The organism is Methylophilus sp. 5 (assembly GCF_000515275.1).
Classification (GTDB): domain Bacteria; phylum Pseudomonadota; class Gammaproteobacteria; order Burkholderiales; family Methylophilaceae; genus Methylophilus.
Genome location: NZ_KI911560.1, coordinates 1372984 through 1395785 on the forward strand (window position 1 = coordinate 1372984; position 22802 = coordinate 1395785).

General features: G+C 51.3%; 16 protein-coding genes and 1 riboswitch. Of the genes, 11 read left to right on the top strand and 5 right to left on the bottom strand.

What is annotated here, in order from left to right; all coding sequences use genetic code 11:
* Nucleotides 1–29 precede the first annotated feature (29 nt).
* From gatC to gatB, 3 genes are read left to right on the top strand one after another with little or no spacing between them, the layout of a single operon-like run.
* Complete coding sequence (gene gatC / locus METH5_RS0106470) at nt 30–317, top strand: Asp-tRNA(Asn)/Glu-tRNA(Gln) amidotransferase subunit GatC (RefSeq protein ID WP_029147739.1); 288 nt, start codon at nt 30–32, stop codon at nt 315–317.
* Nucleotides 318–368: 51 nt separating this feature from the next.
* Nucleotides 369–1853 (top strand): Asp-tRNA(Asn)/Glu-tRNA(Gln) amidotransferase subunit GatA, encoded by a 1485-nt coding sequence (gene gatA, locus METH5_RS0106475; RefSeq protein ID WP_029147740.1) that lies wholly within the window; start codon nt 369–371, stop codon nt 1851–1853.
* Nucleotides 1853–3298 (top strand): Asp-tRNA(Asn)/Glu-tRNA(Gln) amidotransferase subunit GatB, encoded by a 1446-nt coding sequence (gene gatB / locus METH5_RS0106480; RefSeq protein WP_029147741.1) that lies wholly within the window; start codon nt 1853–1855, stop codon nt 3296–3298. The genes gatA and gatB overlap by 1 nt, the downstream gene beginning before the upstream one ends.
* A 45-nt stretch (nt 3299–3343) precedes the next feature.
* Here gatB and METH5_RS0106485 read toward each other — a convergent pair whose 3' ends face one another.
* The 3 genes from METH5_RS0106485 to METH5_RS0106495 form a co-directional block, all read right to left on the bottom strand.
* Complete coding sequence (locus tag METH5_RS0106485; protein ID WP_029147742.1) at nt 3344–4342, bottom strand: HD domain-containing phosphohydrolase; 999 nt, start codon at nt 4340–4342, stop codon at nt 3344–3346.
* Nucleotides 4339–8037 (bottom strand): PAS domain S-box protein, encoded by a 3699-nt coding sequence (locus tag METH5_RS0106490; RefSeq protein ID WP_029147743.1) that lies wholly within the window; start codon nt 8035–8037, stop codon nt 4339–4341. Before METH5_RS0106490 ends, METH5_RS0106485 begins: the two co-directional genes overlap by 4 nt.
* 197 nt (nt 8038–8234) lie before the next feature.
* Nucleotides 8235–8645 (bottom strand): hypothetical protein, encoded by a 411-nt coding sequence (locus tag METH5_RS0106495; protein ID WP_029147744.1) that lies wholly within the window; start codon nt 8643–8645, stop codon nt 8235–8237.
* Nucleotides 8646–8793: 148 nt separating this feature from the next.
* A riboswitch (TPP riboswitch) is annotated at nt 8794–8906 on the top strand.
* Nucleotides 8907–8937: 31 nt separating this feature from the next.
* Between METH5_RS0106495 and thiC the strand changes: the two genes are divergently transcribed.
* From thiC to METH5_RS0106515, 4 genes are all read left to right on the top strand, one after another.
* A complete protein-coding gene (gene thiC / locus METH5_RS0106500) occupies nt 8938–10833 on the top strand; it encodes a phosphomethylpyrimidine synthase ThiC (protein ID WP_029147745.1) in 1896 nt (631 codons plus the stop codon).
* A gap of 168 nt (nt 10834–11001) precedes the next feature.
* On the top strand, nt 11002–11847 hold the full coding sequence (locus METH5_RS0106505; RefSeq protein WP_029147746.1) for a hypothetical protein: 846 nt from the start codon (nt 11002–11004) through the stop codon (nt 11845–11847).
* A gap of 95 nt (nt 11848–11942) precedes the next feature.
* Nucleotides 11943–13595 (top strand): hypothetical protein, encoded by a 1653-nt coding sequence (locus METH5_RS0106510; RefSeq protein WP_029147747.1) that lies wholly within the window; start codon nt 11943–11945, stop codon nt 13593–13595.
* Nucleotides 13596–13717: 122 nt separating this feature from the next.
* Nucleotides 13718–14233, top strand: a complete 516-nt coding sequence (locus METH5_RS0106515; protein ID WP_029147748.1) for a hypothetical protein — start codon at nt 13718–13720, stop codon at nt 14231–14233.
* A gap of 70 nt (nt 14234–14303) precedes the next feature.
* Here the strand turns inward: METH5_RS0106515 and METH5_RS0106525 are convergent, their stop codons facing one another.
* On the bottom strand, nt 14304–14843 hold the full coding sequence (locus tag METH5_RS0106525) for a YaeQ family protein (protein WP_029147749.1): 540 nt from the start codon (nt 14841–14843) through the stop codon (nt 14304–14306).
* Between the two features lie 151 nt (nt 14844–14994).
* Between METH5_RS0106525 and METH5_RS0106530 the strand changes: the two genes are divergently transcribed.
* The 4 genes from METH5_RS0106530 to METH5_RS0106545 are packed head-to-tail and all read left to right on the top strand — an operon-like array spanning nt 14995 to nt 21381.
* Complete coding sequence (locus METH5_RS0106530) at nt 14995–15672, top strand: TetR/AcrR family transcriptional regulator (RefSeq protein ID WP_232410964.1); 678 nt, start codon at nt 14995–14997, stop codon at nt 15670–15672.
* A complete protein-coding gene (locus METH5_RS0106535) occupies nt 15669–17120 on the top strand; it encodes an efflux transporter outer membrane subunit (protein WP_051412878.1) in 1452 nt (483 codons plus the stop codon). The genes METH5_RS0106530 and METH5_RS0106535 overlap by 4 nt, the downstream gene beginning before the upstream one ends.
* 5 nt (nt 17121–17125) lie before the next feature.
* Nucleotides 17126–18307 (top strand): efflux RND transporter periplasmic adaptor subunit, encoded by a 1182-nt coding sequence (locus tag METH5_RS0106540; protein ID WP_029147752.1) that lies wholly within the window; start codon nt 17126–17128, stop codon nt 18305–18307.
* 2 nt (nt 18308–18309) lie between these two features.
* On the top strand, nt 18310–21381 hold the full coding sequence (locus METH5_RS0106545; protein ID WP_029147753.1) for an efflux RND transporter permease subunit: 3072 nt from the start codon (nt 18310–18312) through the stop codon (nt 21379–21381).
* 173 nt (nt 21382–21554) lie between these two features.
* Here METH5_RS0106545 and METH5_RS0106550 read toward each other — a convergent pair whose 3' ends face one another.
* Complete coding sequence (locus tag METH5_RS0106550; protein WP_051412818.1) at nt 21555–22553, bottom strand: IS110 family transposase; 999 nt, start codon at nt 22551–22553, stop codon at nt 21555–21557.
* Nucleotides 22554–22802 lie beyond the last annotated feature (249 nt).

Consider the following 22802-nt stretch of genomic DNA (forward strand, 5'->3'; position numbering starts at 1 on the left):
TTCAAAATCTTACAGACAATTAACCCGACATGGCACTGAATCTAGATGATATCAAGCGTATCGCTCACTTAGCCCGTATTGAGGTCAGTGACAGTGAAGCGCAAGAAACCCTGAACAAACTTTCCGGCATCCTCGGTTTGATCGAGCAAATGCAGGCGGTCGACACCACGGGGATCGTTCCTATGTCGCACTCGCAAGATGTGACGCAACGTCTGCGTGAAGACGTGGTCACCCAAACCAACCAGCGCGAACTGTTTCAATCGATTGCCCCGGCCACGCAGGATGGCCTGTACCTGGTGCCTAAAGTGATTGAATAAGTACATTTTCTACGCAACCTTACGCGTTTTTAACTATTAGATACAGCCGCTATGATTAACAGCAGTCTTAAACAGCTGGGCCAGCAATTGGTCAGCAAACAAGTTTCCAGTGTCGAGTTGACGCAAACCTATTTGCAGCGCATGGCGCAGTTCAATCCGGCCATCAATGCCTATGTCACCATGGATGAAGAAAAAACCCTGGCGCAGGCCAAGGCGGCTGATGCTCGCATTGCCGCCGGTGACTTCGGGCCATTAACGGGTATTCCGCTCGCGCAAAAAGATATTTTTTGTGCCAAAGGCTGGCGCACGACCTGTAGCTCCAAAATGCTGGAGACGTTTATTTCTCCGTATGACGCGCATGTCATCAGCCAGTTTGATGCCGCCGGTGCAGTCAATTTGGGTAAAACCAATATGGACGAATTCGCCATGGGTTCATCTAACGAAACCAGCTATTTTGGTGGCGTGAAAAACCCGTGGGATTTCGACCGTGTGCCAGGCGGTAGTTCAGGTGGTTCTGCCGCAGCGGTTGCGGCCCGCTTGTGCGCGGCAGCGACGGGCACCGATACCGGCGGTTCTATTCGCCAGCCAGCGTCGCTCTGTGGCTTTACCGGCCTTAAACCTACCTATGGCCTGGTGTCACGTTACGGCATGATTGCATTTGCTTCCTCACTCGATCAGGCGGGCCCGATGGCTAAGTCAGCAGAAGACTGTGCCTTGATGCTCAACGTCATGGCCGGCTTTGACGCGCGTGATTCCACCAGTGTCAATCGCGAAAAAGAAGATTACACGCGTGGCCTGGCGAATGTGACTGGTGACCAGCCACTTAAAGGCCTGCGTATCGGCTTGCCTAAAGAATACTTTGCAGAAGGCCTGAGTGCAGACGTGGCCAAGGTGATTGAAACGGCGATTGCTGAATACAAAAAACTGGGTGCAGAGATTGTAGACGTCAGTTTGCCTAACAATAACTTGTCTATTCCCGTGTATTACGTGCTGGCCCCTGCTGAGGCCTCAAGCAACCTGTCACGCTTTGACGGCGTGCGTTATGGCCACCGCGCGGCCGAATACAACGACCTGCTGGAAATGTACATGAAGTCGCGTGCTGAAGGCTTTGGTGCCGAGGTCAAACGCCGTATTTTGATTGGTACTTATGTATTGAGCGCTGGTTATTACGACGCTTATTACCTCAAAGCACAGCAAATCCGCCGCCTGATTGCGCAGGATTTTGTTGAGGCATTCAAGCACTGTGATGTGATCATGGGGCCTGCTGCGCCTTCGACAGCCTTTAAATCCGGGGAGAAGACCAGCGACCCGGTTGCTATGTACCTCGAAGATCTGTACACCATTGCGGTCAATTTGGCGGGGTTGCCAGGCATGAGTATTCCAGCCGGTTTTGCAGCCAGTGCAGAAGGCAAGCCATTACCAGTAGGTTTACAGATTATCGGTAATTATTTTGATGAGGCGCGCATGCTGGAGATCGGCCACGCTTATCAACAAGTCACGGATTGGCATACGCAAATGCCTGAAGGAATCGCATAATGCAGTGGGAAGTCGTCATCGGGTTGGAAACTCATACTCAGTTACAAACTAAGTCCAAACAGTTTAGCGGCGCTTCGACTACCTATGGTGCTGAGCCCAATACGCAGGCCTGTGAAGTGAGCATCGCTTTGCCGGGTGTCTTGCCTGTGCTCAATAAAGAAGCCGTCGAATGTGCCATCAAGTTTGGTTTGGCGATTGATGCTGAAATGGCCCCGCGCAGCGTGTTTTCGCGCAAGAATTACTTTTATCCTGATTTGCCCAAAGGCTACCAGATCAGCCAGTTTGAGTTGCCGGTGGTTGGTAAAGGCAAAATCACCATTCAGGTGCCTGCGACTAAAAATACCGAAGCTTACGAAAAAGTGATCAATATCACGCGTGCGCATCTAGAAGAAGATGCAGGTAAATCTGTACACGGCGCTGTTGAAGGCATGTCGGGGATTGACCTGAACCGCGCCGGGACGCCATTGCTGGAAATCGTGACTGAGCCTGACATGCGTAGCGCCGCTGAAGCGGTGGCGTATGCCAAAAAACTGCATGAGCTAGTGCAGTGGATTGGAATCTGTGACGGCAACATGCAAGAAGGCAGTTTTCGCTGTGATGTGAACGTGTCTGTGCGCCCCAAAGGCACTGAAAAGTTGGGCACGCGCCGTGAAATCAAAAACCTCAACTCGTTTAAGTTCATGCAGCAGGCGATTGAGTACGAAACACAGTGGCAGATTGAAACGCTGGAAGACGGTGGCACTATTCAGCAAGCCACCGTGCTGTTTAACCCGGATACGGGCGAAACACGCGCCATGCGTAGCAAGGAAGAGGCTAACGATTATCGCTACTTCCCTGACCCCGACTTGTTGCCATTGGAAGTGACCGAGGCTGACAAAGCGCGGGTAAAAGCGCTGATGCCGGAGTTGCCGCAAACCTTGCAGGCCCGCTTTATCAGTGAGTATCAACTCTCTAGTTACGATGCAAACGCGCTGACGGCATCACGCAGTTTAGCTAATTATTTTGTGGCCGCTGTTGAGTCAGGCGCAGAGCCTAAGCAGGCAGCGAACTGGATCATGGGCGCATTATCCGCCAAGCTCAATGCCGAAGAAAAAACCGTTGCCGATAGTCCGCTGTCTGCGGTGCAGTTGGCGGCTTTATTGAAGCGAATTGCTGATAACACCATCTCTAACAATGCAGCCAAGCAAGTATTTGAGGGGCTGTGGGCAGGCGAAGGTGAAGTCGATGCCATTATTGAGGCTAAAGGCCTCAAGCAGGTGTCTGACACTGGCGCGATTGAAGCGATTATTAACGACGTGTTGGCTGCTAATCAGGCCATGGTCGATGAATACAAAGCCGGTAAAGAGAAAGCTTTTAATGCATTGGTGGGCCAATGTATGAAAGCCTCTAAGGGCAAAGCCAACCCGGCACAAGTGAACGAGCTGCTCAAAGCCAAACTGGATTAAGTGTGTCATCCTGCTGCTATGTGGCAGGATGATATTCACTGGCCTTTACTCTTCTTCAAGCCAGTTGTTATTAATGGCGATCAAATCTGGCAGGCATTGCAGCATGGCGTCGACCACTGCCGGGTCAAAGTGCTTGCCACGATTGGCCTCAATTTCTGCCACGGCATCTTCTACTGGCCACGCCTCTTTGTAGGGACGCTTGTTCAGCAGGGCATCAAATACGTCGGCGACTGCCACAATGCGCGCTTCTAGCGGAATGTCTTCGCCTGTTAAGCCAAATGGATAACCGCTACCATCCCATTTTTCATGGTGGTAGAGCGCTACCGAGTGAGCCAGCTTGATCAGCGGAGAAGTCGAGTTATCCAGTATTTTGGCCCCCATTTCGGGGTGTTTTCGCATCAATGTCAGCTCTTCGTCATTGAGCTTGCCCGGTTTAAGCAACACATAGTCTGGAATACCAATTTTGCCTATGTCGTGCATGGGGGCGGCATGAATCAATTGCTCAGAAAAATGCGGGTCCATGCCCATTTGCAATGCCAGTCTGCCAGAGACGTGGCTCATACGCATGACATGCATGCCGGTTTCATTGTCTTTAAATTCTGCTGCACGGCCCAGGCGCTGGATCAGTTCCAGGTGTGTACGTTTAAGCTCATCGATATGCACCAGCGATAAGTGTGTTTTAACCCGCGCGCGTACCAGCGCGGGTGAAATCGGTTTGTTGATGTAATCCACGCCGCCCGCTGCAAAGCCTTCTGACTCGTCAGCCTCTTCTGCCAGGGCCGTGACAAAAATCACCGGAATAGTGTGTGTTTCCCGGTCAGTTTTTAACTGGCGGCAGACTTCAAATCCGGTCATGCCTGGCATCATCACGTCCAGCAAAATCAGGCCCGGTTTTTCTTTTTTGACTAACTCTAACGCGTCCATGCCGTTTTTGGCAAAGCTTAGCCGGTAGTCGTCCTGTAGCACCTGTTTTAGCACTTTTAGGTTGAGCGGTTCATCATCCACAATCAAAATTTTTGCTTGTTTCAGTGTGTGGTCCGTCATGAAAAGGCCTCCTTGGTCTGGATTGCCAGTAGCCGATCAATATGTACCGTTGCTTGTTCAAAGTCAAAGTCATTTAGCAACTGGGCAATGTTGTGCATTGCCTGGCGCCACTCAGCGGGGGCATGCTGCACAATCTGGCTGGCCAATGCATCATCCAGTTCGTTCATGGCTACCCGTGTACGCAGTGCATTCAGCCACTCCAGCAGTTGCCCTGCAGGCAGCGATGCTTCGCTATTAGCTGTGGCTACAGTGTGGGGTGCTAGCAGCGGCGCGATAGCGGTATGCAGTGATTGTAGGTGTGTGTGCAACTCTGCCACCAGTGCGGTGCAGTGTGGCCAAGCATCTGCAGTGAGTTGCTCCAGCGCGTGGTAACTCTCTTGCAGATGCGGCAGTGCGAGGTTGGCGCTCACGCCTTTATTGGCATGGGCCATTTGTTTGACTGCAGCGAGGTCTTTGGCGGCGATCGCTTGCGTGAGGCTGGTCATGTGCTGACGTGACGCTTGCACGTAAAGGTGAAGCTCATTGAGATAGGTGTGCTGGTCGCCCCACAGCAAGCTGCCTTTTTTAAGGTCAAAATGGGCTGTTGTCTGGGCGGGTGCTGTGGCGTCAATTGCCATCGGCGCAAGCTGTAACACGCGCTGAATTTCTGCCAATAACAAGGGCAGTTCTATCGGTTTTGAAGCAAAACCATCCATGCCAGCGTCTGCTGCTGCCTGCCGGTCTTGCTCAAGTACACTGGCCGTCAGTGCAATAATCGGCGTTCTGGCTCGGCCAGAGTGTTGTTCTAATGCACGAATCTGCATGCTGGCGCTCAGACCGTCCATAATTGGCATTTGGACATCCATCAAAATCACGTCGTATGGCTGGGCCTGCCAGGCGTCTACCACCTCTTGGCCGTTGCTGGCCAAGGTGAGTTGGTGGCCTTGTTTTTCCAGCACAATGTTGAGCAGCCTGCGGTTTTGTTCAACATCATCTGCAGCGAGAATATTGAGCTTAGGTAATGCCAGCGCGAGCGCGTTAGGTGACGCCGCGTTTTCTGGGGCGTGACCCGTGGCGAGTGGCAAAATCACCGAAAAACAGCTGCCATTGCCAATTTTGCTACTGGCGGTGATGCGGCCGCCCATCAGCTCTACCAATTGCTTGCTAATCGTGGTGCCCAAGCCTGTGCCACCAAAGCGGCGGCTCATCGACGCATCTGCCTGTGTAAACGGCTCAAAAATCACATCCAGCCTATCTTCATCAATGCCAATGCCGGTATCTATAATGTCAAACTGCACTTCGTCTTGTGCTGTTAGGTGCACCTTAAGCTCAACATGACCGCTTTCTGTGAATTTAATCGCGTTGCCCAGCAGATTGGTCAGCACCTGGCGTATGCGATGCTCAGCACCTTTGTAGTAACCTTCGATGTGCGGATCTATATTTAATTTGAGGTCGAGGTTCTTTTTGCGCGCTTGCAACCATAGCGATGAAATCAGGCTATCGACCAGTTCGCGCGGTGAAAAATCCACCACTTCTAGCTCGAGCATGCCTTTTTCCAATTTGGCACTGTCTAAAATATCATTGAGTAAATGCAGTAATGACTTCGCCGACTGGCTGATGGTCGATAAATAACTGCGCTGCTCTGCTTGCATGGTTGTATCGAGTAACAACTCGCTAAAGCCGATAATCGAGTTCATCGGCGTACGAATTTCATGGCTCATATTAGCCAAAAAGGTACTTTTAGCATTGGCGGCCTGCTCGGCGGTCTCTTTTGCCCGGCGCATGTCCTGTTCCATTTGTTTGCGCTCGCTGATGTCCATCATAAACATCAGTACTTTCACCACCTTGCCATCCACGTCCCGCACCGGGCTGTAAGAGGCGTTGATCCAGATTTTTTTGCCTGCTTTGCCATAGCGCAAAAATTCGCCATGCACAAACTCACCACGGCGTAGCGAGGTCCACTTTTGTTTATAGATGTCGGTTAAGGCAAAATCGGGCGGGCAAAAAATAGAGTGATGACGGCCTTGAATTTCTGCCAGTTGATAGCCCAGCAGGTCAAGAAAGTGCTCGTTGGCGCTGATGACAAAGCCATCAATGGTAAATTCGGCGACGTTGGTTGAGTAGTTAATCGCGTTAACAATGCCTTCAAATTCGGCATTTTTTTGCTTGGACTCGGTGATGTCTAGCAACACGCCGTCCATTGCATAGGGTATGCCGTCTTTGTTTAACAGCGGCGAGGCCACGGCTGAAATCCATTTTTCACTGCCGCTGCGATCAGTAATCCTGAACTCAACCTCAAAGCTTTCAAGGCGTGCAATCGCCTTTGCTGCAATCGGGCGCACGCGTGCAATATCTTCAGGATGCATTAGCGGTGAAAAGCGCAGCTGCCCACTTAAAAAGTCTTTGGCTGGCCAGCCTGTCATTTGTTGCACGGCGTCACTAATCAGCTGTATGCTCCATTCGCCTGCCAAGCTGACGCGAAAAGTCACGCCCGGAATATTGTTCATCATGGACCGAATCTGCTGATCTTTTTGACGCACGGCCTCTTCAATCGCTTTACGGTGGCTGAGGTCGGTGATAAAGCCGACATAGAGCGTTTCATCGGCTAATTTAACTTCACCAATTGCCAGCCGAATCGGAAACACCGAGCCATCTTTTTTCACAGCGTCCAAATCACTGCCTTCGCTCATGATTTTTGCCTGCGCTGCCGCTTGATAGTTTTTTAAAAAATACAGATGATTCGGGCTGTCAGGGTCTTGCATTAGCATAGAGACGTTTTTGCCTATCATGTCGGCCTTTGCCCAGCCAAACAGCGTTTCAACAGCATTGTTACACGAGATGATTTGCCCGGCGGCATTGATGGTCACAATGCCATCAACGGCTGTATTCAAAATAGTTGATAAGCGTGTTTCGCTGGCCTGAATCGACGCCAGTATTTGCCGGTAGCGGATTAAGGCGTTGACCGCGGTGGCAATGATGCCGATCAAAATAGTGACCAGCGTAATCCCCAGTGCCATGGTGATGGATTGATTGTCATCCGGGTTGAACCCAGGCTGGGCCTTGCCTAAGAACCGCGCAGACGCCATGCCGGTGTAGTGCATGGCGGTGATGGCGCTGCCCATGAGCAGGCCGCCTAGCATAATGCTGACCTTGGGCGGTATTTTGCCTTTCTGGTTTAAAAAGACACCTGTCCACAGTGATAGCGTGGATAAGGCAACAGCCACCACCACAGAAACCAGCACCCATAACAGATCAAACTTGAGCTCAGGCGCCATGCGCATGGCGAGCATGCCGATGTAATGCATGGCGCCAATGCCGGCGCCCACCGCAAATCCGCCTTTAATCAGCTTGCGGTAGTCGATCTGGTTTTCTGCCATCAGGCTCAAGGCGTAGTGCGACGCCAGAATGCCAGGCATCATAGAGACCAGGGTGGCATCCGAGTAGTAAGACACCGGCGTACAAATTTGATAAGCCAGCATGCCGATAAAGTGCATGGCCCAGATGCCTGCCCCTAATGACACCGAGCTGGCGATGATTGAAAATCGACGTGAAACGACAGAGGTTTGTTGCCGTGACAGACGTGTTAATTGCAGGGCCAGAATGGATGAGCCAATGGCGACCACGGCCGACAAAACGACCAGCCAGGCATCGTAGCTGCCAGACAGAAGGGCTGTCGGAGAGCCTTCCCTGAAAAAGAAAATACCATACCAATCCATGCGATTCGCCTTGTGCGTAACTGTGCTTATACTACTTCCCACCTGTAGTCTAACGGGGGCGCAGGTAAAACGAATGCCGGAATAGTTGCAGCTTCTATGCTTAGTTTGCTAAATCAGTTATCGGGTGGATCAATATTGCGCTAATCATGATTGAAAAACCCTGCCGCAGCAGGGTTAATGAGGCTGGGCAGGTGGGTTTAGTGCGCACACAGGGCGTGGCAAATCAGTTGGTAGCAGATGGTCATGAAACCAACCGTCGTGATGACGAAGCTAATCGCAGAGAATACTTTCCACTTCGTTTTGCTCCAAAAGTCCGGGTCAAACGCAGCAATCACAAACACGGTCGGGTTGGTGAAGCCACCAATGGCCACGCACACACAGGCAAAATGGTGCAACTCCACGCCTGCCGCCTTGGCCGCGCCAAAAAAACCCAGGCCAAACAGCGCCATCAGGGCATAGTCCACGTGGGCGCGTATCATGGTTTTGTAGTCGACCAAAAAATCGCCATCTATGCCCTTGATCGGAAACCAGCGCGCAAACGTCATCAGCCACGCTGACAAAATTAAAGCGGTGGTACAGGCCACTGCGCCTATTAACAAAACTTCCATATGATCTCCTTTAGTTCCTGATTGAAATAAATCCCGTATGTTTTTATGGTCGGGTAAAGTGATTGTAGACAGGTCTGTCTATTTGTCAATCCAGGCATATGCAAAACTTTGTTTTACTTGCGTTATCAGGCGTTTTGCCGCACAATCCGTCCCTTGCTAGGGGTCTGTAAATCCTTCATTTATTGAATGTTTTGCAGTGAGAGTTACCCTTCGAACCTGACGCGGTTAATACCGCCGTAGGGAATGCAAACCTCCATATGCATCCTTACGTCTTTTATTTTAAGGATGCCTAATGAACGCCATAGACAAAAATCTACAGTCTAAAAATATCAAGTTCGTCAACGCTGATGCCAAAGTTGACGAAGCCACTACCAAGCCATTTGCCAAATCGCGCAAAATCTATGTTGAAGGTTCCCGCCCTGATATTCAGGTGCCATTCCGTGAAATTTCATTGAGTGATACGCCGTCCAGTTTTGGCGGTGACACTAACCCGCCAGTGGTGGTCTACGACACGTCTGGTCCTTACACCGACCCAACCGTCGAGATTGATATCCGTAACGGTTTGCCTGCTTTGCGTGCAACATGGATCATGGAGCGTGGGGATGTAGAACAACTGGATGGCCCGACCTCAGAATTTGGTCATCAGCGCCTGGTCGACCCTGAGCTGTCACAAATGCGCTTTAACCTGCACCGCAAACCATTGCGCGCCAAAGCTGGCCAAAACGTGAGCCAGATGCACTACGCCCGCCAAGGCGTCATTACACCAGAGATGGAGTTTATTGCCATCCGTGAAAACCAGCGCCGTGAAAATATGAGCGAGCTGCTGCAAACACAGCATCCTGGCCAACATTACGGTGCCAGCATTCCTGCAGTGATTACGCCAGAATTTGTGCGTGACGAAGTCGCGCGCGGCCGTGCGATTATTCCGGCCAACATCAACCACCCGGAAATCGAGCCGATGATTATTGGCCGTAACTTTCTGGTGAAAATTAACGCTAACATTGGTAACTCGGCTTTAGGCTCATCAATCTCAGAAGAAGTAGAGAAAATGGTATGGGGCACGCGTTGGGGCGGTGACACCGTGATGGATTTGTCTACCGGCAAAAATATTCATGAAACACGTGAGTGGATTATCCGTAACTCACCGGTGCCGATTGGTACCGTGCCTATTTACCAGGCGCTGGAAAAAGTCAATGGCAAGGCAGAAGATCTAACTTGGGAAATTTTTCGCGATACGCTGATTGAGCAAGCTGAGCAGGGCGTGGATTACTTCACGATTCACGCCGGTGTGCGTTTGGCCTATATTCCAATGACGGCAAAACGCATGACCGGTATTGTGTCGCGCGGTGGTTCCATCATGGCCAAATGGTGTCTGGCACATCATCAGGAGTCTTTCCTCTACACACACTTTGAGGAAATCTGTGAAATCATGAAGCAATACGATGTGAGCTTCTCACTGGGTGATGGTTTGCGGCCTGGTTCTATCTACGATGCTAACGACGAAGCACAATTTGCCGAGCTGAAAACACTGGGTGAGCTGACCCAAATTGCCTGGAAGCATGACGTACAGTGCATGATCGAAGGCCCGGGCCACGTACCTATGCATCTGATTAAAGAAAACATGGACCTGCAGTTGGAGCACTGTGGCGAAGCCCCGTTCTACACCTTGGGCCCATTGACCACTGACATCGCGCCTGGCTATGACCATATTACCTCTGGCATTGGTGCGGCCATGATCGGCTGGTACGGTTGTGCCATGTTGTGCTATGTGACGCCGAAAGAGCATTTGGGCTTGCCAGACAAAGAAGACGTACGCGTGGGCATCATCACCTACAAAATCGCGGCACATGCGGCTGACCTGGCCAAAGGCCATCCGGGTGCGCAAATTCGTGACAATGCATTGAGTAAAGCGCGCTTTGAGTTCCGCTGGGAAGACCAGTTTAATCTTGGCCTGGACCCGGAGAAAGCCAAGGAATTTCACGACGAAACCTTGCCGCAAGAAGGCGCCAAACAGGCCCACTTTTGCTCAATGTGCGGCCCGCACTTCTGTTCGATGAAAATCACCCAGGATGTGCGTGACTATGCTGATAAATTAGGCGTGGATGAAAAAGAAGCACTGCAAAAAGGCATGCAAGAAAAAGCGATTGAATTCGTGAAAAAGGGCAGCGAAGTTTATCAAAAGGTGTAACAGCTGATTGATGCCCCTAACAAGCCAGCAGCGATGCTGGCTTTTTTAATAGTTATTTGTGGTGTGCAACAGACAACCGCTGCGGCGCTTGCGCCAAAAAGCGCAGGACATAACACGCATCGCGACAACGGTGTTAAGGTATGTCTGTCTGTGTAAAAGAGGTGTGCCATGGCGTTGTTAGAAAGTGTACTCAAAGAGTTGCCAGCCTATTTAGGCAAATTCACCCACATGTTGACGCAGCCATCGCAATTGGTGCATGACCATCTTAAAGCGGAAGATGCCAACGCCAGGCTAGAGCAATCCATCGCATTTTTATTACTATCCTTCACCATTGCGCTGGTGCTGGCGGTGGTGTTTCCTGAAATGACTAGCCCGGTGCAACTGGCGACCGATGATGCAGGCATGGCCGCCCATGCGTTTGCCGCCATCCGCTTATTGTTCGAGCTGTTGGGGTTGTCGGCACTGGCGTATCTGGCGGCCAAGGTGGCGGGCGTACAAAGCGGATTTCAGCGCTTTTTTGGCCTGATGTGTGCGGCTTGTGGCGTCATGCTGGTGACACAGGTGTTTGCTGCCTCGCTGACCAATATCAGCCTGGCTGACCCGGTCACGGCAAAGTCATGGATCCAGCTAGAAAAAGGCATGGTAGACCTCAAACCGCTGATTGAGCAAGGCGTGCTTTGTGCCACCGATGCCCGCAGCGGTGAAATTAGCCCAAATGCGGCCCTAGGTGCGCAATTGCAAACGCAACTGGCCGCCTTGCAGGCTGTGTATCTGCAGGCAACCGACAGGCCGTTATTTAAACTAGCCGCAGGCTTACAATTGCTGGCATTGCTTATTCTGCTCATCTGGTCTGGTCGGCTGTGGGCCATGTATCTCAAAGGCCATGCACTCACTACAGGCAAAACAATATTAGCCACGCTATTATTGGCGTTATTTACCAGCGTGGGCACAGTGGGCTATGAGCTAATGAATGCAGGCAGCACCATGATGGCGCTCTACCGTCATTGCGGCTGACTTATTTGGCAGGTGTTTGCCGCGTTTATCGCCTGATTCTGTGCCGCATTTGCGCGCTATAGTCCATCCTCTAACCAGCGGCTAAAGGCTCCATCATGGCGGACAACCTGCAAAGCAGTATCGTAAGAGATTTTCGGCAAACACTGTTGTGGCCGATACAGTTAATGACCGATCACAGTGCGGGCGCCGTGCACCGTCCCTGGCAACTACTCAAAGCCGCGCCCGACTCGCCCTGGGTCGAGATACAAGACGAATTTTTGCAAGATTCACCGCACCTGAGTGAAACCAGATACCAGGAGTTCGTCACCTTTTTACCGTTTGCCCAGCGCTTTTTATACGGCGAAGGCAAGCATGGCCGCGAATCTGGCGGCTATGGTGAGTCGCCCATTCATATTTTTACCCGCAGTGATATTAGCCAGGTACGAATTACCCTGCAAGGCGAGACCGAGCCATTGTTGTTGCGGGTCTCCCATGTGGAGCTCTATTTCTTTTTTGATATTGATGTCGCCATGCTGGCGTTTGAGGTCACGGCCAAAGACCTGCCATTGCAATCGGCAATGGAGGTAATGTACCGCCTGGGCCGCACCTATCCAAATTACTGGGATGACACTGGCGAAGGCGGACACTGCGCGCAACTGATTGAGTGGCTGGATGCGCAAGGGCAAGTGATTGCGCGCTCAGATTACGAAGACAAGGCGCGTTATCTCGCCTATGTGAAAGAAAACCATGTGCCTTGCGTGTCCTTGCACTGGCTGGCGTTGTTGCATCCGCTGGTGCCACATTATTCAGGCCAGCAGGGTGAGTTACGTTACCGTGAAATTGAGTACCAGCGCATGCCGCTGATGGCGTATTTGTCGTTTGACGATGTGAGCCAGCTTAGTCGTGGCGACCTGATCCGGCTGGGGTTGGTCTGCCAACCCTGGCATTCGGAAACACTGCCGTTTACAGAGCACTTTTTGCAGGAGTTCGAAAAAAATAATTGCTATGACCGCTATTGGGATGAAGCCCGGCAAGACCCGTGGAGCACTACCCGCATCATGTGTACTGGGCAAAACTTTGTCGTGGTGGGCAGCCACCAGCATCGCGTGTTTACCAATGAGCGCACAGGCATCAAGCGTCATTATCAAAACCAGTATTTCTTGCTGTTTTTAATCGCACATTTTCAAAAAGCGGCCTTGCTCATGTTGTCAGACCGCATGGTGCAGGCCATCAGCCGCCTGGATATTCAGAGTGAAGATTCAGTCAAAAATTTCCGTAACCGCATCCGCAATGCCACCGCAGTGTTTTTGCGCTTTACCCATCGCTATTGGTTTGAAAATGTGTCTGATCAGGCCGTGGCCAAAGATCTGTTTGCACTGATGCTGAAACAGCTCGATTCGGTTAACTTGTTTGAAAAGACCCGCCGCCGCATTATGGACATGGCCGAGTATCTTGAAGGTGAAGAAATCAAACGTCAGGCTGATACAGTGGTGCGTTTGACGGTAGTCACTATTTTGGGCCTGATTGGCACCATGACGACAGGTTTGCTGGGCATGAACCTGATTGATCTCACGCAATCCAGCACACTGGAAAAGCTGGCATATTTTTCTATTGTGTTTGTGCCGGTGAGCTTGCTCACGTTTTACACCGTGATTAAATCGAGGCGGTTGTCACTGTTTTTGGATGCACTCTCTAATGAGGGCGCAGGCTTGCGCTATAAATTGGCCAAGTTGCGCAGTGTCTGGATGGGCAAACTGGATGACAGATAAAACCATGTGTTGCCCGGATGGCAAAATCGCTCCGCCCAACAGATGTTAAAAAGTGAATCTTTGCGTTTAAAAACTATCAAATTAAGACCAGCAAATACTGGCAATATTGATAGGAGAACGACATGAGACGCAGACTCTATTTTGTTTTACCCAATATTAGAAGTGCGCAAGCGATGATGAATGAGTTGCTGCTGGAGAGAATCGATGAAAATCATATTCACTTTCATGCAAAAAATGATCAGCTATTAGGCAGCTTGCCCAAGGCCAATGCCGTAGAAAAGTCAGACGTGGTTTATAGTGCGATGGCAGGATTTGTGTTTGGGGCCGTGTTTGGCTTACTGGGCGGTATGCTTGCTTACCTGGTGCCATGGTGGTTTGGCGAGGTTACGCTAATGGTGATCCCATATTGCATGGTGTTGGGTGCCTTGTCATGTGCCGCCTGGGCAGCTGCGGTGGCAACGGCTGCACCCAGTGACCGTCTCAAATCTCATCACACGCAAATTGAGCAGGGCAATATTTTAATGATTGTGTCTGTGCCGTTGCTCAGGTTGAGTGAGGTGCGCCAGCGCCTGATGCGGCATCACCCGGAGGCGATGTATAGCGGAGTATGGCCCGCAGAGCATAGTCTTTTTCCCTAGGTGCGGATCAACACAAAAAAGCCAGCAATGCTGGCTTTTTGATCGTCCATCACTGCTGGTTTGTCAGCAATTAATTGGCCTGCTTTAACCATTCAGGTGTCAATTCAAAACTGCCACCGTCATAACTCACCAGAATTTGCTGGTCTTGAATAGTAAAGCTGATGCTGAGTCCGCGTGCGGCGGCCGCCGCTAATTGCTCGGTGTCTGGCAGGTTAATCACAGTCACATTCTCTAGTTTAAGCATGGCTTTATGGTTTTGGTTCCACCACATCTCGGCGGTTCTGCCGCCATACAATACCTGCACCACGTGCGCCGCGCGGCCACAGGCTTTGCGAATGTCGCGCTCATCGGGCAGGCCCACGCAAATCCAGCGTTTAATCGCCCCGGTCAGGTCTTTTTGCCAGAGGTCGGGTTCGTCATCTTCACTTAAGCCTTTGCCAAACAATAAGGTTTCATCTGCATACAGGGCAAAAGCCAGCAAGCGCACCATCAGCCGCTCATCCGTTTCTGACGGGTGCTTGGCCAGCGTGAGGTGATGTTGCTGGTAATAGTGCCGATCCATGTCAGCGATATTGACTTCGATCTTATAAATGGTGGATTTAAGGGCCATGTGCGAGATTGTTCGTAAAAGTGCTGCGAGTATAACAAACAAGCCGGCCCGCAAGGGTGGCTCAATGTAAGTATCTGACTGGTTACAACAAATGGCTTGCGTGTTTAACTTGTCCGTGTAAAATAAAAATGAAACGTTTTATTTTTATTTTATGACTATCTCGACGACACCGCATCCTCAGGCGGCGATTCAATTGAAAGCCAAAGTTGGCCGCCCCAAGTCTGGCACGGCGCAGGAGCGGCATATCCATTTGCTGGAGCAGGCACTTGAACTGTTTATGACAGAAGGAGTGGCTCGTACCAGTATTGCCCGGATTGCGTCTAGCTGTGGCGTCTCTACGCGCACGATCTATGAGCGCTTCAGTAATAAAGATGAGTTGTTGATTGCTGCGCTCAAGCATATGGTTGAGCAGGATGTGCTGGCCATGGTGCGCACCGATCATTTGCCCGATCAATCGCTGGCCCAGGTATTAACTCATATCAGCCGCCTCATTCTCAATAAGGTGCTGGATCCGCGTATGGTGTCTTTTTTTCGCATCGGCGTCTCTGAAGTGTCGCATTTGCCTGAGTTGGCGCGTGCGGTGAAGTCAGTTGGGCCCGAACGCATACATCAGGTGCTGGCAGACATATTTCGAGGCTATGCCAGCAAAGGTGAGCTGCCTGCTGCGAATTTTTTACGTGCTGCAGAGTCATATTGCGAATTATTAATTGCCGGTCCGCGTAATAAAGCCCTGTTTGGGGTATTGGACGCAGATTGGGATGCTGAAGCGCATATTGCTTTTGTCGTGCAATTATTCTTAAAAGGGTTACAAGGGATGGAAGACAAATGAAGTCAGCTGTCATCAAGTCCGGGCTGCGCTTAAGCTGGATTCTGTTGTGCGTACCGCTCGCCAGTTGCTCGGTGATTGATGAATATATTCGTCCCAAACCGGTTACTGCCGGGCAATGGCAGGCCCCGTTGCCGCATAGTGGCAGTGTGGCGTCATTAAAAGACTGGTGGGCACAATTTAAAGACCCGGTGCTGGACCAGTTGCTGGCCGAGTCGCAAAAAGAAAGTCCTTCGCTAGAAATCGCCTTGGCGAATATCCGCGTGGCTCGCGCCAATGTGTTGTCTGCGCGTGCGCAAGGCATTCCTGACTTAACCAGCACTGGCAGTGTGACCAAGAGCAAAGGCGGTGGTGGTAATGCGGCTTTTCCATCCAGCACCATAGAAATCGACTCGGTATCATTGGATGCCAGCTGGGAGATTGACCTGTTTGGTAAGGTGAAAGCCACCAAGCAAGCTGCCAAAGCCCAACTGCAAGCCAAAAAAATTGCCTGGCATGATGCTCGCCTTAGCCTCGCGGCCGAGGTGGCCAATAATTATGTGAATTATCGTGCCTGCCAGGCATCGGTGCTGGCCTTGCAGCAAGCTTATGATTCGCGTGATGAGACCGCGCGTTTGACAGGCATTTCAGCTAAAGCTGGCTTTTCTGCCCCGTCTGACCTGGCGCTGGCAGAGGCAGCCACGCGCGCCAGCGAGTCGACGCTTGATGGCCAACAGGCGGAATGTGATGGTTTGGTCAAGGCCTTGGTTGAGTTGACCAATATGCCCGAGCCTGCGTTGCGCAGCTTGCTGGCCACCGGCAGTGGCATGCCTGCCCCCGCTGTATTTGATGTGAGCACCTTGCCAGCCAACTTGCTGACCCGCCGCCCGGACCTGGCGATTGATGAGCGTAACCTGGCCGAGGCGAGTGCTAATGTCGGCGTGTCTAAAGCACAGATGTACCCAAGCCTGAGCTTGACCGGCTCGATTGGTTACCGCCGTACTAACTTTAATGGCACGGTCACCCGTACCGATTCGTGGTCTTATGGCCCTTCACTCAAATTGCCTATTTTTGATGGCGGCACCCTGCGTGCAGATTTAGCCGAGGCCAGGGCTAATTTTGACAGCTTGCTGGCAACGTATAAAAAAGATGTGCGCAATGCAGTGAAAGAGGTCGAGCAGGCACTGGTGAATCTGGATAGCGCCAGCCGCCGTGCGCGGTCCGAACAGGCGAGTGCGCAGCAATATCAGCAATATTTTAAAGCGGCTGAAATCAACTGGAAGTCTGGCGGCCTCGACTTGCTGTCACTGGAAGATGCGCGCCGCCAGAAAATTAACGCAGAGCTTAATGTGATTACGCAGCAAAAAAATCAGGTCTTACAGTGGATCGCCTTGTATAAAGCATTTGGCGGCGATTGGCTGGAAACGCAACAAACGGTTAAACCTCCACTGAAACCCATGGAGAAAAGGTAAGCAAGATGGCGAATAAACTGACAAAAAAAAACAAATTTTTAATTATTTCAGCGCTGCTGGTCGGGGTCAGTGTCTGGTTTTGGCAACACCCGTTGCATCAGGCTGAGCTGGCAGAAAAACGTGGTAATCGACAACCAGCGCCGGTCACCAGCCAGCCAGTGGCACGCACTCAGGCCAGCAAAGCCGCGCTGAGTGTAGAGATCACGCAACCAGCGCTGGTGCAATGGCCAATGACATTAGTGCTCAATGGCAGTATCTACCCCTGGCAAGAGGCATTGGTCAGTGCAGAAATTGCAGGCTTGCGCATTCAGCAAGTATTGTCAGACGTGGGCGCGCAGGTAAGTAAAGGGCAGCCACTGGTGTTGCTGGCCGATGATACGGTGAAAGCGGATGTGCAAAAGCAATTGGCCACCGTTGAAAAAGACAAAGCCGCGCTGGCCGAGGCCAAAAGCAATGCAGATCGCGCGCGTGAAATTAAAGACAGCGGCGCGTTATCTGCACAAAAAATTAATGAGTATATGATTGCCGAACAAACCGCCAAGGCAAACCTGGCCTTGTCCGAGGCCGAACTGGAAAACCAGAAAATCCGTTTGCGCCAAACCAAGGTGGTAGCCCCGGATGATGGCGTGATTTCGTCACGCTCTGCCAATTTGGGCAATGTGGTGTCTGCGGGCACTGAATTGTTCCGGCTGGTGCGCCAGGGCCGGATTGAATGGCGCGGTGAGGTGAATGCCGATCAGCAAATGGCCTTGCATGCCGGGCAATCGGTGCGATTGAGCCTGTCGGGCGGCAAAGCGGTGACGGGCAAGGTGCGCCTGATTTCGCCGACGGTTGATAGCAATACACGCAATGCGCTGGTGTATGTGGATATTCCTAAAGACAGTGCCAAACCTGGCATGTATGTGCAGGGTCAGGTCGATATTGGTCAGCAACAAGCGGTAGCTGTGCCATTAAGCGCGGTCACTTATCGTGATGGATTTGCCTATGTGTTTGAATTGACCGCCGCAGATGCACAGGGCTTGCGTAAAGTGATACAACGCAAGGTGCAGACCGGCCGCACACGTGGCGAGCAGGTTGAATTGCTGGCTGGACTCAGTGCAGAAGCGCAGCTGGTCTTGAGCGGAGGTGCTTTTTTAAATGATGGCGACACCGTTAAAGTGGTTGTCATGACCAAGCGCGGGGCTTAAATATGAATTTTTCCGCCTGGTCTATCCGTAACCCGGTGCCTGCGATTTTGCTGTTTGTGGTGCTAAGTTTTCTCGGCCTCAAATCGCTCAACCAGTTAGGCAAGCAAAACTTTCCAGATATCGAGTTGCCGGTCATCACCGTGAGTGCAACGTTGGAAGGCGCTGCACCACCGCAACTGGAAACCGAAGTGGCACGCAAAATTGAAGACAAAATTGCGACCATCGGTGGCATTGAGCATATGACTACTACCATCACCGATGGCAGTGTCAGCATTGCAGTGCAGTTCACCATTGATACCAAGAGTGAAGAAGCACTTAACCTGGTGCGCAATGCGGTGGATAGTGCCCGTTCTGAGTTGCCTGCCGCCGTCACTACACCCACGGTGTCCAAGTTAACGACTTCAGGCAATGCGATTTTGACCTTTGTTGCCTCGGCTGAGAACATGGACGAGGGCGAACTGTCATGGTTTGTTGATAACGAAGTTAGCAAAGCGATGCTGGCGGTGAATGGCGTCGGCAAAATTTCGCGCACCGGCGGGGTTGATCGCGAAGTGCAGGTGAACCTGGAGCCCACTTTGATGGCGGGCTTGGGCGTGGATGTCAGCGATGTGTCGGTACAGCTCAAGCGTGTGCAGCAAGATGCTTCTGGTGGTCGCGGTGATATTGGTGACAATATTCAATCGGTGCGCACGCTTGGTGCGTTGCATAGCGCAGATGAAGTGCGCAATCTCGATATTCCGCTTGGCGATGGCCGTCATATCAAGCTGTCGCAAGTGGCCGAAGTGCTGGACACCTATGCCGAGCGTACCACCTACGCCAGTTATGATGGCAAGCCGGTGATTCGTTTTGAAATCACGCGCAGCAAAGGTACCAGTGAGGTCACGGTGGCCAAAGATGTACGCGCGGCGTTGGCGCAGTTTGAGCAGTTGCATCCGCAAGTAAAAATTGTAGAAGCCTTTAACATGGTCAAGCCGGTTGAGGACAACTACGAGGGCTCCATGCACCTGTTGTATGAAGGGGCGCTGCTGGCGATTCTGGTGGTGTGGTGGTTCTTGCGTGACTGGCGTGCCACGATTATTGCTGCGGTGGCGTTGCCGTTGTCCATGATCCCCACTTTTGCCTTTATGCAGTATTTTGGTTTTTCGCTCAATGTGTTGACCTTGCTCGCCATGGCGTTGGTGGTGGGTATTCTGGTCGATGACGCGATTGTCGAGATTGAAAATATTGTGCGCCATTTGCGCATGGGTAAAACACCGTATCAGGCAGCGATGCAAGCCGCTGATGAAATTGGCTTTGCTGTCATTGCGACTACCTTTACATTGGTGGCGATCTTTTTGCCAACCGCGTTTATGGGTGGTATTCCTGGTAAGTTTTTCAAGCAGTTTGGTATCACGGCCGCCATCGCGATTTTAGGCTCACTGGTGGTGGCACGGTTGTTAACCCCGATGATGTCGGCTTATTTGCTCAAACCGCATGCGGCCCAAGAGGAACAAGACTCTTCTTCCATGCGTGTGTATTTGCGCTGGGTGGCGTGGTGTTTACAGCACCGTAAAACGGTCGTCGCTGGTTTTGTGTTGTTTATTGTTGGCTCGTTAAGCCTGATGCCGTTGTTGCCCAAAGGCTTTGTACCGTCTTCTGATAGCAGCCAGACCAAAGTCAACATTGAGTTGCAACCGGGTACGCCGCTGGCACAAACGCGGCATGTGGTGCAAATGGCCGAGCACATCGTTAAACAGCATCCTGAGGTCAAGGCCGTATTCAGTGCGGCAGGTTCGGCCAGCACGGGCGGTGGCGGGCCAAATGCTTCGCAAAATACCACCGATGTGCGTAAAGGCAGTCTGGTGATTAGCCTGACAGAGCGTGCTGATCGCAAGCAAAAGCAATCCGAGATTGAAGCAGACCTGCGCGAGCGGTTAAAAAACCTGCCCGGCGCTCGGGTGACGGTCGGCATTGGTGAGTCAGGTGAGAAATTGCAAATTACCCTGGCCAGCGACGATGCGAATGCCCTGGCCAGCGCCAGTCAGCAGTTGCAACAGCAATTACGCACTTTAAATGGTGTTGGTAACATTACCTCCAGCGCCAGTTTGCAACGGCCAGAAGTGCAGATTATTCCAGATGTTGATAAAGCTGCGGAGCTGGGCGTGACGGTAGAATCAATTGCGCAAGTCATCCGTGTAGCGACTTCGGGTGATTTCACTAATACCATGCCGAAGTTGAATCTGCCGCAGCGCCAGGTACCGATTCGTGTGCGACTAGGCCCTAGCGTGCGCAGCAGTTTGCAAGAAATTGCCCAGCTGCGTGTGCCTGCCCGTAACGGTAGCGTCAGCTTGGAAACCGTCGCCATCGTGCGCATGGGCAGTGGTCCGCAGCAAATTGACCGCATGGACCGCATGCGCAATGTCACCTTTGATATTGAGCTTAACAAACGCCAGATTGGTGAAGTCATGCGCGAAGTGCAGCAATTGCCTGCCATGCAAAATCTACCGCCTAGCGTCAAACAGCTAGAAGCTGGTGACGCCAAGCGCATGAATGAGTTATTCAGCAGCTTTGGTGGCGCCATGATTATCGGCGTCATGTGCATTTATGTGGTGCTGGTGTTGCTGTTTGGTGATTTTTTGCAACCAGTGACGATTTTGGGTGCTTTGCCGCTATCGTTGGGTGGTGCCTTTTTTGCCTTGCTAGTGACGCATAACAGCTTCTCAATGCCCAGTGTGATTGGCTTGCTGATGCTGATGGGCGTAGTGACCAAGAACTCTATTTTGCTGGTGGAGTACACCATCATGGCGCGAAAAGAGCGTCAATTAAGCCGGTTTGAAGCCATTATCGATGGCTGCCATAAGCGAGCCCGGCCGATTATCATGACCACCATCGCCATGGCGGCTGGCATGATGCCAATTGCCTTGGGCTGGAGTGCAGACCCTAGCTTTAGATCGCCGATGGCGATTACTGTGATTGGTGGGTTGATTACCTCGACCTTGTTGAGTCTGGTGGTGATCCCGGTGTTGTATACCTATGTGGATGATTTGCTGGGGTGGTTGAGAAGGGTGGCGAGATTGGCACGCAAGCATGTTTAATCTTTGTAGGCGTACTGAGAGTTGCGCCTTTTTTGTTGTTGGATGGAGGGGAAAGAGCATTTTTTAATTCTCAACCATATTCACTCCCTCGTCATTTCGGCGTTTGCCTGGAATCCAGGCGTGGTGAGATTGCAGTAAAAGGTTGTTCTTTAGATTGGTCGTTGTAGATACCGTTATAAAAGACAAGCTTTTTGATAGATATTTTTATCGAAAGGCTTGTTTGCTTTGAGCACGGCTTGAGCAATTGCGACGAGCTTGCGCATGATGGCCACGATAATGACTTTTGGCGGTTTTCCAGCCAATTTGAGTCTTTGTATAAAGGGTTGGTAGATATCCAACTTCGCATAGGCACTAACAGCTGGCATGTAAAGCAAACGTCTAAGACTGCCACTTCCCACTTTCGAGATACGTGTTTTACTACGCACAGAGCTGCCTGACTGCCATAATCTTGGCGATAAGCCAGTAAACGCAACGGCCTGCTTTGACGTATTGAATCGCTGTCCATTACCCAGCATCACCAAGAACCAGCTAGATAATCGCTTGCCAATACCTGGAACAGACGTTAACAAAGCGCGCCTACTCTTTAATTCAGGATACTGATCGATATGCTGGTCAATATCCTGTTCCAGTCGAGCGATTTCAGCCGCCAGCCAATCCAGATGGCGCTGTATGCGATGTTTAACCGACGCATGCGCTACTAGCAAGCGATTGGATTCAGCGCGTTGCATATCCTGTAAGGTTTGCAAATCACGAATCATGGCTTGCAAGGAGCGCTCTTCGAGTGGCGGAGGTTGCCATAAAGGCGGGTGCGATGTATCGCAAAACGCTGCGATCAGGGCAGCATCAATGCCATCCGTTTTGTTGCGTTGCAAACGACTTTGTCCAAAGGCATGAATTTGCGCTGGATTGACGACGCTGACGTGATGGCCTGCCTCAAACAGAAACAATGCAACGGCCTCCCAATAGACGCCTGTGGCTTCACAACAAGCATGAATGAGATGAACGTCGTGGCGCTCAAGCCAGGCAGCTAATTCTGCGAAGCCTTGAGGTGAGTTTTGAATCACTTTAGATTTGACTTTACCAAGCCTCAACAATGCGCAATCAACTTTATCTTTAGCGATGTCGAGCCCCAATATCGTAGGCTGTGTAGTGATTAACTGAGTGTTTTCCATAGAATCAACCTTGTGAATGCGGGCTACAACAGAAAGTAATTGCGCCCAAGATACCGTTCGATTTTAAATGATGGAAATTGAAGGCCAAGTGACAATCTACGTTACGGGCTTACATATAGGATGCTTATCCCAAGGGTGGGCTCGTCATCTTAGCCTTCGATTGAGATGCCTCTCAATCATCCTAAATCAGGATAGGGGGATAATACAAGGGTGGGCATTTATGCCCACGCGGGTTTTGTGGTTGTTTGT

Coding starts and splice junctions, on each gene's coding strand:
- gatC (WP_029147739.1), top strand. CDS start 30: ATGGCACTGAATCTAGATGATATCAAGCGTATCGCTCACTTAGCCCGT.
- gatA (WP_029147740.1), top strand. CDS start 369: ATGATTAACAGCAGTCTTAAACAGCTGGGCCAGCAATTGGTCAGCAAA.
- gatB (WP_029147741.1), top strand. CDS start 1,853: ATGCAGTGGGAAGTCGTCATCGGGTTGGAAACTCATACTCAGTTACAA.
- METH5_RS0106485 (WP_029147742.1), bottom strand. CDS start 4,342: ATGACGGACCACACACTGAAACAAGCAAAAATTTTGATTGTGGATGAT.
- METH5_RS0106490 (WP_029147743.1), bottom strand. CDS start 8,037: ATGGATTGGTATGGTATTTTCTTTTTCAGGGAAGGCTCTCCGACAGCC.
- METH5_RS0106495 (WP_029147744.1), bottom strand. CDS start 8,645: ATGGAAGTTTTGTTAATAGGCGCAGTGGCCTGTACCACCGCTTTAATT.
- thiC (WP_029147745.1), top strand. CDS start 8,938: ATGAACGCCATAGACAAAAATCTACAGTCTAAAAATATCAAGTTCGTC.
- METH5_RS0106505 (WP_029147746.1), top strand. CDS start 11,002: ATGGCGTTGTTAGAAAGTGTACTCAAAGAGTTGCCAGCCTATTTAGGC.
- METH5_RS0106510 (WP_029147747.1), top strand. CDS start 11,943: ATGGCGGACAACCTGCAAAGCAGTATCGTAAGAGATTTTCGGCAAACA.
- METH5_RS0106515 (WP_029147748.1), top strand. CDS start 13,718: ATGAGACGCAGACTCTATTTTGTTTTACCCAATATTAGAAGTGCGCAA.
- METH5_RS0106525 (WP_029147749.1), bottom strand. CDS start 14,843: ATGGCCCTTAAATCCACCATTTATAAGATCGAAGTCAATATCGCTGAC.
- METH5_RS0106530 (WP_232410964.1), top strand. CDS start 14,995: ATGACTATCTCGACGACACCGCATCCTCAGGCGGCGATTCAATTGAAA.
- METH5_RS0106535 (WP_051412878.1), top strand. CDS start 15,669: ATGAAGTCAGCTGTCATCAAGTCCGGGCTGCGCTTAAGCTGGATTCTG.
- METH5_RS0106540 (WP_029147752.1), top strand. CDS start 17,126: ATGGCGAATAAACTGACAAAAAAAAACAAATTTTTAATTATTTCAGCG.
- METH5_RS0106545 (WP_029147753.1), top strand. CDS start 18,310: ATGAATTTTTCCGCCTGGTCTATCCGTAACCCGGTGCCTGCGATTTTG.
- METH5_RS0106550 (WP_051412818.1), bottom strand. CDS start 22,553: ATGGAAAACACTCAGTTAATCACTACACAGCCTACGATATTGGGGCTC.